Annotated in this window: 14 protein-coding genes; all 14 read right to left on the bottom strand. The window is 65.2% G+C overall.

Translation table 11 applies throughout. The features are described from left to right. Position 1: 1 nt before the first annotated feature. Positions 2–643, bottom strand: coding sequence for a protein phosphatase CheZ (locus tag OUZ49_RS19780; RefSeq protein WP_266152336.1), 642 nt, complete (start codon positions 641–643; stop codon positions 2–4). Beyond that, positions 640–1047, bottom strand: a complete 408-nt coding sequence (gene cheY / locus OUZ49_RS19785; protein WP_266152337.1) for a chemotaxis response regulator CheY — start codon at positions 1045–1047, stop codon at positions 640–642. Before cheY ends, OUZ49_RS19780 begins: the two co-directional genes overlap by 4 nt. Positions 1048–1112: 65 nt before the next feature. Then, a complete protein-coding gene (locus OUZ49_RS19790) occupies positions 1113–1847 on the bottom strand; it encodes an RNA polymerase sigma factor FliA (RefSeq protein ID WP_266152338.1) in 735 nt (244 codons plus the stop codon). Position 1848: 1 nt separating this feature from the next. After that, positions 1849–2790 carry a MinD/ParA family ATP-binding protein gene (locus OUZ49_RS19795; RefSeq protein WP_380004620.1) on the bottom strand — a complete coding sequence of 314 codons (942 nt, stop codon included), beginning with the start codon at positions 2788–2790 and terminating at the stop codon, positions 1849–1851. Next, a complete protein-coding gene (gene flhF / locus OUZ49_RS19800; protein ID WP_266152339.1) occupies positions 2787–4169 on the bottom strand; it encodes a flagellar biosynthesis GTPase FlhF in 1383 nt (460 codons plus the stop codon). Before flhF ends, OUZ49_RS19795 begins: the two co-directional genes overlap by 4 nt. Positions 4170–4311: 142 nt before the next feature. After that, positions 4312–6402 (bottom strand): flagellar biosynthesis protein FlhA, encoded by a 2091-nt coding sequence (gene flhA / locus OUZ49_RS19805; protein WP_266152340.1) that lies wholly within the window; start codon positions 6400–6402, stop codon positions 4312–4314. 12 nt (positions 6403–6414) lie between these two features. Next, on the bottom strand, positions 6415–7551 hold the full coding sequence (flhB, locus tag OUZ49_RS19810; RefSeq protein ID WP_266152341.1) for a flagellar biosynthesis protein FlhB: 1137 nt from the start codon (positions 7549–7551) through the stop codon (positions 6415–6417). 11 nt (positions 7552–7562) lie between these two features. Then, the gene (gene fliR / locus OUZ49_RS19815; protein WP_266152342.1) at positions 7563–8333 is read right to left on the bottom strand and encodes a flagellar biosynthetic protein FliR; all 771 of its coding nucleotides are present in this window, start codon (positions 8331–8333) and stop codon (positions 7563–7565) included. Then, positions 8330–8599: a flagellar biosynthesis protein FliQ gene (gene fliQ / locus OUZ49_RS19820; RefSeq protein ID WP_266152343.1), complete on the bottom strand. Its 270-nt coding sequence runs from the start codon at positions 8597–8599 to the stop codon at positions 8330–8332. The genes fliR and fliQ overlap by 4 nt, the downstream gene beginning before the upstream one ends. Positions 8600–8860: 261 nt before the next feature. Further along, a complete protein-coding gene (gene fliP / locus OUZ49_RS19825; protein ID WP_266152344.1) occupies positions 8861–9634 on the bottom strand; it encodes a flagellar type III secretion system pore protein FliP in 774 nt (257 codons plus the stop codon). Further along, positions 9631–10008 (bottom strand): flagellar biosynthetic protein FliO, encoded by a 378-nt coding sequence (fliO, locus tag OUZ49_RS19830; protein ID WP_266152345.1) that lies wholly within the window; start codon positions 10006–10008, stop codon positions 9631–9633. The genes fliP and fliO overlap by 4 nt, the downstream gene beginning before the upstream one ends. Before the next feature lie 5 nt (positions 10009–10013). Then, positions 10014–10358: a flagellar motor switch protein FliN gene (fliN, locus tag OUZ49_RS19835; protein WP_266152346.1), complete on the bottom strand. Its 345-nt coding sequence runs from the start codon at positions 10356–10358 to the stop codon at positions 10014–10016. Beyond that, positions 10355–11371 carry a flagellar motor switch protein FliM gene (fliM, locus tag OUZ49_RS19840; protein ID WP_266152347.1) on the bottom strand — a complete coding sequence of 339 codons (1017 nt, stop codon included), beginning with the start codon at positions 11369–11371 and terminating at the stop codon, positions 10355–10357. Before fliM ends, fliN begins: the two co-directional genes overlap by 4 nt. Positions 11372–11389: 18 nt before the next feature. Continuing rightward, a complete protein-coding gene (locus tag OUZ49_RS19845; RefSeq protein WP_266152348.1) occupies positions 11390–11890 on the bottom strand; it encodes a flagellar basal body-associated FliL family protein in 501 nt (166 codons plus the stop codon). Positions 11891–12523: the final 633 nt, after the last annotated feature.

A 12523-nucleotide genomic window follows, 5' to 3' on the forward strand; every position in this document is an offset into this window, starting at 1 on the left:
CTCAGAACCCGAACTCGCTCAGCAGACGATCAGCCTCGTCCTGGCTGGTCACCTTGACCGGACCGGCAGCGACTTCGCCGCCCGCCAGCGCGCCGGTGAGGCTGACCAGTTCCAGCAGCGACGATTCGACGCTGCCAATGAAGTTCACCACCTTCTTGATGCGCTGGCCGGACAGGTCCTGCCAGGACTGCGCCACCACGAAATCAGCCAGGCCATCGCGGCAAGCGGTGGAGAAACCCCGCGCTTCCAGCGCCAGCACGTGGGCGACATCGCTTGGCGGCGTGCCGTCGATCACCGCACTGGCGTTCTCGGCCAGCGACTCGGCCTGCGGGCGCATGCGCTCGGCGAAATCGAGCGTGCGGTGCGCGGCCTGCGAGCTCATTTCCAGCACGTCCTGCAGATGCTGGCGCGCATCGGCCACGCTACCCGGCACGCCTTCCTGCGCGAGATCGCCACCAAGGCGGCGCACGGCATCGTGCAGATCGCGGGCGAGCAGGCCCAGGGCACGGAAGACGCGCTGTTCACGCTCACGCACCAGTACGTCCAGCGCCTGTTCAAACGCAGCGCCGTCGGTGCTGTTGAGCAGGGCGTGCAGTTCCGGCGGCAGCGTTTCGCCAGCCATCAGGGATACCTGTGCGTTCATGCGGTGGCTCCGCTGGCGGCAAGCCGCTCGAAGATCTTGCTGAGTTTTTCCTGCAGCGTGGCCGCGGTGAACGGCTTGACGATGTAGCCGTTCACGCCGGCCTGGGCGGCAGCGATGATCTGGTCGCGATTGTTTTCCGCCGTGACCATCAGTACCGGCATGCCCTTCAAGGCGGGCTCGGCGCGGATGGCACGCAGCAGGTCGATGCCCGTCATGTTGGGCATGTTCCAGTCGGTCACCACCATGTCGAAGGAGGTGTTGCGCAACATGGTGAGCGCATTTTCCCCATCGTCGGCTTCCTGGATCAGCGTATTGCTGAAACCCAGTTCCACCAGCAGGTTGCGCACGATACGCCGCATGGTGGAAAAGTCGTCCACCACCAGGATCTTCATATTCTTGTCCAAACCACTTTCTCCGCTTGCACCGTGCGGTCCGGTGCGCCTAGCCTCAGGGAATGTCGGGGTACCGCCTAACCGTGTTCGCGCCACCCGGTCATGCGCGCTCGCAAGCGCACGATGGCCTGGCCGTGGATCTGGCAGACCCGCGACTCGGTGACGCCGAGTACTGCGCCGATTTCTTTGAGGTTCAACTCCTCTTCGTAATACAGCGACATCACCAACTGCTCCCGCTCCGGCAGGCTGCCAATCGCATCGATCAGCGACTGGCGCATGCCATCGTGCTCGACGCTGTCCTGCGGACTCAGGCTGTCCGCATCGGCCACGTCGAACGCTGCACCGCCATCACCGTCGTCCGGCACGGAGAGGCTGAGCAACCGTGCACTCGCCGCATCGGCCAGCACCTGGTGGTACTCCTCGGCGCCGATGCCCAGTCGCCGCATGACCTCGGCGTCCTCGGCATCCGCGCCGGTTTCAATCTCGATCTGGCGCACCACTTCGGCCATCTCGCGCACCTTGCGGTGCACCGACCGGGGAGTCCAATCGGTACGCCGCAGTTCGTCGAGCATGGCGCCTCGAATGCGGATACCCGCAAACGTCTCGAAGCTGGCGTTGCGCCCGGTGGTGAAATTTCGCGCAGCCTCCAGCAGCCCGATCATGCCGGCCTGGATCAGGTCGCTGACGTCCACACTTGGCGGCAATCGCCCCATCAGGTGATAGGCGATCCTTCGCACCAGTGGCGCGTGCAGGCGAACCAGTTCGTCGGCACTCTGCTTTTGCAGTTGCAGATATTCGGAAGCCACGCTCATGTCACCACCCCGTCGCTGCTGCGGCCTGCCTGCTGAAGAAGGCGATACGGTCCAGCCCCAGTCGCTCGGGTTCACCCCATGTATCGACCGCACCTGCCAATTGCTTGAATGCCTGTCCCGACCGGCTGGAAGGCCACAAGTCGACCACCGAACTCTGCCGGCGGATGGCCTGCTTGAGGCGTTCGTCGTGCGGCACCATGCCCATGAATTCGAGCGCCACATCGAGGAAGCGATCGGTGACACGCGCCAGTTTCTGGTGCAGCTGGCGGGCTTCGCCGGCATTGCGCACCATGTTCGCCACCATGCGGAAGCGACGCACGCCAAAGTCGCGGCTGAGCACCTTGAGCATGGCGTAGGCATCGGTGAGCGAGGCCGGCTCATCGCAGACCACCAGCACGACGTCGTCGGCCGCGGCGGCGAACATTGCCACGTTGTCGGACAGGCCCGCGGCGGTATCCACCAGCAGGTAGTCCGGCGGTGTCAGCAGATCGTCGAATGCGCGGATCACCGCCGCATGCTCGCCATTGCTGAGCTGGGCCAGGCGCCGCGTGCCCGAGCCTGCGGGCACCACCTTGAGTCCGCGTGGCCCGGTGATCAGCAGATCCTCGATGCCGCAACTGCCGTCGAGCAGGTGACCAATATGACGCGTGGGCGTCAGACCCAGGAGCACATCGACATTCGCAAGTCCCATGTCCGCGTCAAGCAGGATCACTTCATGCCCGGCCACGGCCAGCGCCATGCCCAGGTTGACCGACACGGTGGTCTTGCCAACACCACCCTTGCCGCCCGCAACCGCGATGGCGCGACAGCGGCGACCGGTGGAGGGACTCGCCAGGCCGAAGGCCTGGTCGCGCGCGGCAGGTGGCTTGCCCTGTCGCTCGGTCAAGGCGCGCAACATGCTTTCCAGACCGATCGCTTGATTCATTGCGAGGATGCTGTTCATGCGCTGGCCACCGCCATGCCGAAGCGTTCCGCCATGACCTCGTCGTCGGAGGCCGCTACACCATTGCCCTTCAGCACCTGCGCCGCGCGGCACACCAGTACCCGCGCATCGGCGGCGGCAATGTCTTCCGGCACGCGCTGGCCATCGGTGATGTAGTCGATCGGCAGCCGATGGCGGATGACCACCGAAAGCGCGCCACCGAGGCTGGGCGCCTCATCGAGCTTGGTCAGGATGCAGGCATGCGGCTTCAGCGGCAGATACGAGCGTACCGCCTCGTCCAGCGACGGCGCCTGGGCGTTCGCCGCCAGCACCAGGCAGGCGCGCAGGTCGCCGGCATTGCCCAGCACCTCCAGCTGTTGTGCCAGGCGCGGATCGCCACCGGCGACGCCGGCGGTGTCGACCAGCACGGTGTTGCAGCCGCGCAGCAGATCCAGCACATGGCGCAGGCTGTCCGCATCGTAGGCCGGGTATACGCGCACGCCGAGCAGGCGGCCGTAGTGCTCGAGCTGCGCGGCCGCACCGATGCGATAGTGATCGGTACTCACCAGGGCCACCTGGGAGGCGCCGTGACGCATCACGGCGCGCGCGGCCAGCTTGGCGATGGTGGTGGTCTTGCCGACGCCGGTGGGACCGACCAGGGCGGTGACGCCGGTGCGCTCAGACTGCTCGCGCCGGCTGATCGACAGGCTGCGGCTCAACATGCCCAGTGGTAGGTAGCGCGCCTGCTCGGCATTGATTGCCGTCGGCAGTTCGTCGGCCAGTTGGCGAGCCACGTCGGGCTCGATGCCAAGCCGCGTCATTTCGCGCAGCACGCGGGCGCGCATCGGCTGGCGGCGCTCCATGTCGTTCCACACCAGGCTGGACAACTGCGTTTCCAGCAAATCGCGCAGGCTGCCCAGCTCGGCGCGTACGCGTGCGGTGTCCTGCACGGCGCGTTCGAGCAAGGGGTGGATCGGTGCCGACGCATCGGCGACGGCGGCCTCCTGCGCGATCGTCGCCGCGGCAGCCGCGGGCAGCGGTGGCGGTTCGACGGCGGGAGCGGGTGCCGCCTGCGTGCGCGCAGGCACGGCGGTCAACACCGCCGCGTAGTCTCGACGTTGCGCCGTCGCCGGCTTGTCGTCGCGGGCCGTCGTCACCGGCGCGGCCTCGACCTGCGCTGCGGCGGCCATGATGCGCGGCGTGCGCTCCTCGACATCCAGCGGCGCGCCGTGGCGGGCGGCTTCGCGCACCAGCGCCTCGTCGAAATCGACGGCGGCGATGATCTCAATGCCTTCATCCATCCGGCGCGTGGAGAGGATCACCGCATCCGGCCCCTGCTCCTCGCGCACTTCGCGCATGGCCTGTCGCATGTCGGCGGCCACAAAGCGTTTGATCTTCATCGAGTGATACTCCGTGAACAGGCGCGCGCATGGGCGGTGGTGATGTACGTCCCTGAGCCCATCCTGCGAAGCGATTGCTTGCCGAGTGCGCGCCCGCTACCCATGTGCCTTCCGCTATTGCTCATTGCCCAGAACCTCGTTCTTAGCGACCCAATGCCTGGACCAATCGCACTCGGCGGTTGTCCGGCACCTCGTTGTAGGCCAGTACGTGCAGGTTCTGTGCCACGTGCCGCGTAAAGCGCGCGAGCCATGGACGCAGCTGCGGCGCGACCAGCAACACGGCTGGTTCGCCACTCATTTCCTGCTTGCGCGAAGCCTCGGCGACGCCTTGCTGCAAGCGGTCTGCGAGGCCCGGCTCCACCGCCGCGCCCGCTACGCCGCCATTGGCGAGCGAACCGAGCAGGATCTGCTCCAGTTCCGGCGCCAGCGTGATGACCGGGATCTCGGTGCCCAGCCCGGTGATCTCCTGCACGATCTGCCGGCCGAGTGCGACGCGCACGGCGGCGGTAAGAGTGCCGGGATCCTGACTCTGCCCTGCATGCTCCGCCAAGGATTCGACGATGCTGCGCATATTGCGGATCGGCACGCGCTCGGCCAGCAGGTTCTGCATGACCTTGACCACCACGCCCAGCGACAGGCGCTTCGGCACCAGGTCTTCCACCAGCTTCGGCGTGGTTTGCGCGAGACGGTCGAGCAACTGCTGCACGTCCTGGTGGCCGAGCAGTTCGTGTGCGTGGCCTTGCAGGATGTGCGACAGATGGGTGGCGATCACCGTGGCCGGGTCAACCACGGTGTAGCCGAGGCTCTGCGCCTGCTCGCGCTGGCCCGGCTCGATCCACATCGCTTCCAGCCCGAAGGCCGGATCGCGCGTGCTGATGCCTTGCAGCCCCTCCTGCACGCGGCCCGGATTGATCGCCAGCAGGCGGTCGTTGTGCACCTCGGCCTCGCCCATCGGCACGCCCATCAAGGTGATGCGATAGGTGCTGGGACCCAGGTCCAGGTTGTCGCGAATATGCACGGGCGGCACCAGGAAGCCCAGTTCCTGCGAGAGCTTGCGGCGCACCGACTTGATGCGTCCCATCAGCTCGCCCCCCTGGTGCGTGTCGACCAGCGGAATCAGCCGGTAGCCGACTTCCAGGCCCAGCGGATCGACGCTGGCGACGTCTTCCCAGCCCAGTTCCAGGCGCTCGGTCGGCGCCGCCGGTGCCGGTGCTTCGACAATGGACTGGTCCAGCTTGGCGCGCGCTTCACGCTCACGCTTGACCATCAGCCACGCCGCGCCACCGCAGGTGCCACTCAACAGCAGGAAGGCGATATTCGGCATGCCGGGAATCACGCCCATCACGCCCAGCACCGCGCCTGCCACGGCCAGCGCGCGCGGCTGGCCGAACACCTGGCCGATCAACTGCTTGCCCATGTCCTGCGAGCGCGACACACGCGTCACGATGACTGCCGTGGCGATCGACAGCATCAGGCCCGGCACCTGCGCCACCAGGCCATCGCCGATGGTGAGCAAGGTATAGGTCTTGGCGGCGTCCGCGGCGGAGAGTCCGTGCTGCATCACGCCGACGAAAAAGCCACCGACGATATTGATCAGCAGGATCAGGATGCCCGCCGTGGCATCGCCGCGAACGAATTTCGAGGCACCATCCATCGAACCATAGAAATCCGCTTCCTCGCGCACTTCCTGGCGACGATCACGCGCCTGCTCCTGGTTCAGCAGGCCGGCATTGAGGTCGGCGTCGATCGCCATCTGCTTGCCGGGCATGGCGTCCAGGGTGAAGCGCGCCGTCACTTCGGACACGCGCGTCGCACCCTTGGTCACCACCACGAAGTTGATGATGGTAAGAATGGCGAACACCACCAGGCCCACCGCGAAATTGCCGCCGATGACGAATTCGCCGAACGCCTCGATCACCTTGCCCGCCGCGCCGGGACCGTCGTGTCCATGCAGCAGCACCACGCGGGTGGAGGCGATGTTCAGCGCCAGGCGCAGCAAGGTCGCCATCAGCACCACGGTGGGAAACGCGGCGAACTCCAGCGGCCGCATCACGTAGATCACCGCCAGCAGGATCACCAGCGACAACGCGATGTTGAAGCTGAACAGCATGTCCAGCAGGAACGGGGGCAACGGCAACATCATCATCGCCAACATGGCGAGCATGATCACCGGCGCGCCGATGCCACGGCTGCCCAGCGATTTGAGGTTGTCGAGCGTGCTGACTGCGGCCATGAGGTGTATCCGTCAGAATTTGTAAGGACCGAGCAGGTCCGGATCGACATCGGGCTTCGGCGCCTGCGGCGGCTCATCGCCGCGCGCCACGGCCTGTTTCAACTGGAAGACGTAGGCCAGCACCTGGGCCACCGCCACGTACAGCGATGCAGGGATCTCGCGATCAAGCTGAGTGGTGGCGTACAGGGCGCGTGCCAGCGGCGGCGCCTCCACCATGGGAATGCGATGGCTGTTCGCCACCAGGCGAATCTGCTGCGCCAGCTCGTCCACGCCCTTGGCGATCACGCGCGGCGCACCCATGCGCCCCTCGTCGTAGCGCAGCGCCACGGCGAAGTGCGTGGGGTTGGTGATCACCACGTCGGCCTTGGGCAGCTCCTGCATCATGCGACGACGGGCCATCTGGAACTGCGTCTGGCGCACGCGCGCCTTCAGCTCAGGGTTGCCGTCGCTTTCCTTCGATTCGTCTTTCAGTTCCTGCCGCGTCATGCGCAGGCGCTTGTTGTGGTCGAATTTCTGGTACAGCGCGTCGGCGCCGCCGATCAGGGCCAGCACGGAACCGAACAACAGCGCGGCATGGCCCAGCAAGGCGATTGCGCGCACCATGCCGCTGCCGACCTCGCCGCGTCCGGTGTCCATCAGCTGGGTCTGCCAGTTCTTCAACACCATCAGCAGCACGGCGCCGATCAGCAGCAGCTTGAGCAGCGACTTGGCCAGCTCGACCAGGCCACGCACGGCGAAGATGCGGCCCAGGCCGCTGATCGGATCAAGGCGCTCGAACTTCGGCTCCAGCGCCTGCGCGCTGAAGCTGAGCCCTCCCAGCAGCACCGGGGCGGCAACGGCCGCGAGCAAGGTGGCCAGGGCAACCGGCAGGAACAAGTCGATCGCCTCATGCATGGCAAGTGCAAGCACGCGTGTCGGCAGCACGTCGCTGAACAACGCATCGCGCCCGTAGCTCAGGCCCAGGCCATAGATGCGTCGCACGTGGACCATCGCGCTCTCGCCGCCGTTCATCAGCGTCGCCACGCCGGCCAGCACCACCACCGCACCCGACAGATCGCGTGAGCGCGGGATATCGCCTTTCTCACGCGCTTCGCGCAGGCGTTTTTCTGAGGGTTGTTCGGTGCGTTCCTGATCGTCTTGCTCGGACATGGCCGGCTACCTCAACCGCCGACCAGTTCGTGCATCAGCGACCACGCGCTGGACTGCAACGACTCGAACGCACCTGGCAGGCTGTGCATCGATAGCCACAAGGCCAGGAAGCCCAGCGTGATGGTGATCGGAAAACCCACCGCGAACAGATTCATCGCCGGCGCGGAGCGGCTGATCGCCGCAAAACCGATATTGACCACCAGCAAGGAAGTCATCGCCGGCAAGGCCACCCGCACGGCGCCCCCAAACAACTGGCCGGCAAAGCCCACGACCGCGTACAGTCCGTTGCCGCCGATGCCCGTCTCGCTCGGCGGCAAGCTGTGAAAACTATCGGCCAGTAACGCGATCAAGCGAAGATGGCCGTCCATGGCGAGGAATAGCAAGGTCACCACCAGCAGGTAGAACTGGCTGATGGTCGGCGAACTGCCACCGCCGCGCGGATCCACCGATTCGGCAAAGCCCAGGCTCATGCTCTGGGCCACCAACTGGCCGCCAAACGAAACCGCCTCAAACGCCAGCTTCAGCACGAAACCCATGGCCGCGCCGATCAGCACCTGGTTGATCATCACGGCGATGCCGTCCGCGCCCATCGGATCAAATTGTGCGGGTGCCAGCGGCGCCAGCACGATCGTCAATACCAGCATGAGGCCCAGGCGAATGCGCGCGGGTGACACCGAGTCGCCAAACAACGGCGCAATCAGGCACAGGCCGCCTACGCGCCCCATGGCCCACATCACGGCGCCAAGCATCTTCTGCATGGTGGCCAGGTCGACCGTCGTCACTTGATCACGCTCGGCAGGCTTTCGATCAACTGGCGGGTGAACTGCACCAGGGTGCGCAGCATCCATGGGCCGGCGATCAGCACGACCAGGGCCATCGAAATCACCTTGGGGATGAAGCTCAAGGTCATTTCGTTGATCTGCGTGGCAGCCTGTACCACACCGATGACCAGACCGACGACCAGGGCCGTGAGCAGCAACGGCGCGGCAATCATCATGGCCACGTACAGCGCGTGCTGGCCGAATTCGATGACGGATTCAGGCGTCATGACCGCTCCTGCTCCCTTCGGCGGGGAGGGTCGGGTGCTTGCCGAGGCCCCTCATCCGCGTCATTCCCGCGAAAGCGGGAATCCAGCGCCTTGCCGTTTCCGCAGGATCCTTTAGAAGCAAAAGGCACTGGATTCCCGCTTTCGCGGGAATGACGGTGAGGGATGGCCGTGCTTTCGCGAGCACCCGCCCTTTACCCCCTTTCCGGGGCTCACCCCGACCCTCTCCCCGAAGGGGAGAGGGAGAAAAAGCGGTGCGCGCACTCACGTGTAGAAACTCCCCGCCAGCGTGCCCAGCAGCAAGGTCCATCCATCGACCAGCACGAACAACATGATCTTGAACGGCAGCGAGATGATGGTCGGCGAGAGCATCATCATGCCCATCGACATCAGCACGCTGGCCACCACCAGGTCGATGATCAGGAACGGGACGAACAGCATGAAGCCCATCTGGAACGCGGTCTTCAGCTCGCTGGTGACGAAGGCGGGCATCGCCACGCGAAACGGCACGTCGTCCTTGCTGGCGTAAGGCTGCTCATTCGCCAGGTGGGTGAACAGCTGCAGGTCTGCCTCGCGCGTCTGGTCCAACATGAAGCGCTTGAATGGAGCGGCCGCCGCCGGCACCGCCTGCTCCGCGCCCATCTGCCCGTCCATGTACGGCTTCACGCCATCGGCGTAGGCATGGTTCAGCACCGGCGTCATCACGAACAAAGTGAGGAACAGCGAGAGTCCAAGCAGGATCTGGTTGGATGGCGTGGACTGCGTACCCAGCGCCTGCCGCAGGAAGCCCAGCACCACGATGATCCGGGTGAAGGAAGTCATCATCAACAGCACGGCCGGCAACACTGTCAGCACGGTCATCAGTGCCAGCAACTGCAGCGATAGCGTCCAGTTCTGCGCGCCACCCGGCGCATTCTGCACGGTGAGGACAGGGATGCCTGCGGGCGAACCCTGCGTGATCGGCGCAATCGGCGCAGCCCATGCAAGCATCGGGGCGAACATCAGCACGATGAGGAAGATCCAGCGCAGTGACTTCATGGCGTACGCTTCCAGCGGGCGAGCAGGTCGCCAAAGCCGATGGGCGGTGGATTGGCGCCTGGCACATCGCCTGTGGCTGCGCTGCCTTCGTAGACGTGCAAGGTGCGCATGCCGCCCTGCCCCACACCGACCAGCAGGCGCGTGCCATCGGCTTCGATGATCAGCAGCCGGTCACGGGCGCCGACAGCCATCGATTCCACGCAGCGCAGCCGTCGCCCACCGGGTGAGGTGCGTGCCTGCAGGCGGCGGCTCATCCAGCCCGCGGCAAAGATCAAGGCGATGATGCCGAGCAGACTGATCAGTACACGCGCCAGCTCGCCGCCCACCTGGATTTCGGACGCGCTGGCTACCGGCGTTGCAAGGGCAAGCAGCATGCCGATCACCGCAGCTTGCGCACGCGTTCAGCCGGGCTGATCACGTCGGTAAGGCGAATGCCGAAGCGCTCGTTGATCACCACCACCTCACCGTGCGCCACCAGGGTGCCGTTCACGAAAACGTCCAGCGGCTCGCCGGCGGAACGGTCGAGCTCCACCACCGAGCCCTGGTTGAGCTGCAACAGGTTGCGGATGCTGATGCGCGTGCGACCCACTTCCATGGCCAGGGTCACCGGCACATCGAGGATCATGTCCAGATTGACGTCAGCGCCTTCGGCCACGGCGCCGTTGAGCGGGTCGAACTCGACGCGCTGGGTGCCGCCGGCAACGGCTTCATTGGACGGGATCATACGAGGCTCTTCTCCGGGACAAGTTCGGTGGACAGGCGCATCTCGCGACGGCCGGTCGGGGCATGAAAGCGAACGGCGTTGCGGCCGTTGGACTGGCCATAACGGCCACGAAATACGGGTACGTCCTCGGCGAAGACGGTGCTCAATTCAGGCAGCTGGACGGGAATGACGTCGCCGGGACGCAGGCGCAGGAAATCGCCGATATGCATGCGCGTCTCCAACAACAGCGAACTCAGTTCGACTTCCGCGTCCAACACTTCCTCGTGCAGGTTTTCGGCCCAGCGGTCATCGCGATCCACGCGATCGCTCTGCACGCCGGCATCGAGCAGGGTGCGGATCGGCTCGATCATCGCGTACGGCAAGGTGAGGTTGATCTCGCCGCCGCCGCCATCCAGCTCGACGTGGAAGCGCGACACCACCACGGTTTCCGTGGGGCTGACGATGTTCGCAAACTGCGGGTTGATCTCCGAGTTCATGTATTCGAACTGCAACGGCAGCACCGGCGCCCAGGCCTCAACCATCGACGCAAACAGCTCGGTCAGCATGATCTGGATGACGCGGTTCTCGGTAGCGGTGAAATCGCGACCTTCGATGCGCGCGTGAAAGCGTCCATCGCCGCCGAAGAAATTGTCGATCACGGTGAACACCAGGCGCGGCTCCATCACCACCAGCGCGGTGCCCCGCAACGGCTTGATGCGCACCAGGTTCAGATTGCTCGGCACCGCCAGCCCATGCACGTACTCGGCAAACTTGATCATCTTCACGCCAAGCACCGACACCTCGCAGGTCTTGCGCAGCACGCCAAACACCGCGCTACGGAAGAAGCGAGCGAAACGATCGTTGACCATTTCCAGCGTGGGCAGGCGGCCGCGGACGATACGATCCTGCTGGGTGAAGTCATAGGTTATGACGGCATCGGTCGGAACCGGCTCGTCATTGCCCGTCTCGACGGCACCGCCCTCGACACCATCAAGCAGGGCGTCGATTTCCTCTTGCGAAAGGAGATCACTCATGGACTGTGCGCCCGCCCGTCATTGCATTACGAAACTGGTGAAATACAGGGCTTCGACGCCAGGGCGACCGAGCCGGTCGCCGACGATCTTGCGTACGGCTGCCAGTGCCTGCGCCTGCAACTTCTGCTTGCCGGCGGCGTCGCTGAGAATCGCGTAGTCCTGGCTGCTGAACAGCATCACCAGCGCATTGCGGATCACCGGCTCGGCGTCCTTCGCCGCCGCCAGCGCCGCCGCGTCGTGCGACATCAAGCTGACGCCGACCTGCAGGAAACGCATGGACTGGTCGTCACGGAAATTCACCACGAACGGCGGGTCGAGCGGCAGGTACTGCTCCTGCTTGGACTCGGCCACCTTGGGTTCTGCGCCTTCCGCGGCCCCTTGATGACGTTGCCCCAGCAGCACGTACGCGCACACGCCGGCCATGGCCAGCACCGCCACCGCCATCACCCAGACCAACGGCGACGAGCGCTTCGTCGCTGCTGCCGCCGGTGCTTCAAAACCCTGCTCGTTCTGAGCCATGCCAACCTCAATCCCTATCAGTCACGAAAGCCTCGATACCTCGCGACGAGGTATCCGATGACTGGTGATAGCAAACGCCATGCCATCACGGGAAAGCCTTGCGGTTGCTTGGTTTTCGGTATTTCGGTGGGCGCTTGCGGCGCTTTCTTGACGCGCGTCGGGGATTGGTCGCGACGTGTTGGCGACGGTTGTCGGAAGCTTGTCGCGGGCTGTCGCTTCTATGCACGAAGCAAGCTGGACGAAGTCCCTGTGGGACGCAGCGGGGTTGCTGTGCTCCTTCTCCCCTCCGGGCGACCCGAAGGTAGTCCCTGTGGGAGAGAAGGTCGGGATGAGGGGCGGGTGCTCGCGATAGCGCGACAACTGAGCGTGGCCGCAAGCTTGCCGCTTGCGCAGCGGGCGTTTCGACTGCCTGCCGGCAGCAGGTACACCTTCTCCCCTCCGGGGAGAAGGTTGGGATGAGGGGCGGGTGCTTGCGGTAGCGCGACAACTGGGCGTTATCGCCAGCTTGCCGCTTACGCAGCGGGCGTTCCGAACCGCTGCCGCGGTCCGGGTCACTTTTCTTTTGCTGGCCCAAAAGAAAAGTAAGGCGGTCTCTAACATCAAGTGCAACACCCCCTTCGAGGTGATGCATGG

The organism is Dyella halodurans (assembly GCF_026283925.1).
Taxonomy (GTDB): domain Bacteria; phylum Pseudomonadota; class Gammaproteobacteria; order Xanthomonadales; family Rhodanobacteraceae; genus Dyella; species Dyella halodurans.

Bases quoted from the DNA above. Each gene is read 5' to 3' on its own strand.
- OUZ49_RS19780 (WP_266152336.1), bottom strand. From the start codon at position 643: ATGAACGCACAGGTATCCCTGATGGCTGGCGAAACGCTGCCGCCGGAA.
- OUZ49_RS19790 (WP_266152338.1), bottom strand. From the start codon at position 1,847: ATGAGCGTGGCTTCCGAATATCTGCAACTGCAAAAGCAGAGTGCCGAC.
- OUZ49_RS19795 (WP_380004620.1), bottom strand. From the start codon at position 2,790: ATGAACAGCATCCTCGCAATGAATCAAGCGATCGGTCTGGAAAGCATG.
- flhF (WP_266152339.1), bottom strand. From the start codon at position 4,169: ATGAAGATCAAACGCTTTGTGGCCGCCGACATGCGACAGGCCATGCGC.
- flhA (WP_266152340.1), bottom strand. From the start codon at position 6,402: ATGGCCGCAGTCAGCACGCTCGACAACCTCAAATCGCTGGGCAGCCGT.
- flhB (WP_266152341.1), bottom strand. From the start codon at position 7,551: ATGTCCGAGCAAGACGATCAGGAACGCACCGAACAACCCTCAGAAAAA.
- fliQ (WP_266152343.1), bottom strand. From the start codon at position 8,599: ATGACGCCTGAATCCGTCATCGAATTCGGCCAGCACGCGCTGTACGTG.
- fliP (WP_266152344.1), bottom strand. From the start codon at position 9,634: ATGAAGTCACTGCGCTGGATCTTCCTCATCGTGCTGATGTTCGCCCCG.
- fliO (WP_266152345.1), bottom strand. From the start codon at position 10,008: ATGCTGCTTGCCCTTGCAACGCCGGTAGCCAGCGCGTCCGAAATCCAG.
- fliN (WP_266152346.1), bottom strand. From the start codon at position 10,358: ATGATCCCGTCCAATGAAGCCGTTGCCGGCGGCACCCAGCGCGTCGAG.
- fliM (WP_266152347.1), bottom strand. From the start codon at position 11,371: ATGAGTGATCTCCTTTCGCAAGAGGAAATCGACGCCCTGCTTGATGGT.
- OUZ49_RS19845 (WP_266152348.1), bottom strand. From the start codon at position 11,890: ATGGCTCAGAACGAGCAGGGTTTTGAAGCACCGGCGGCAGCAGCGACG.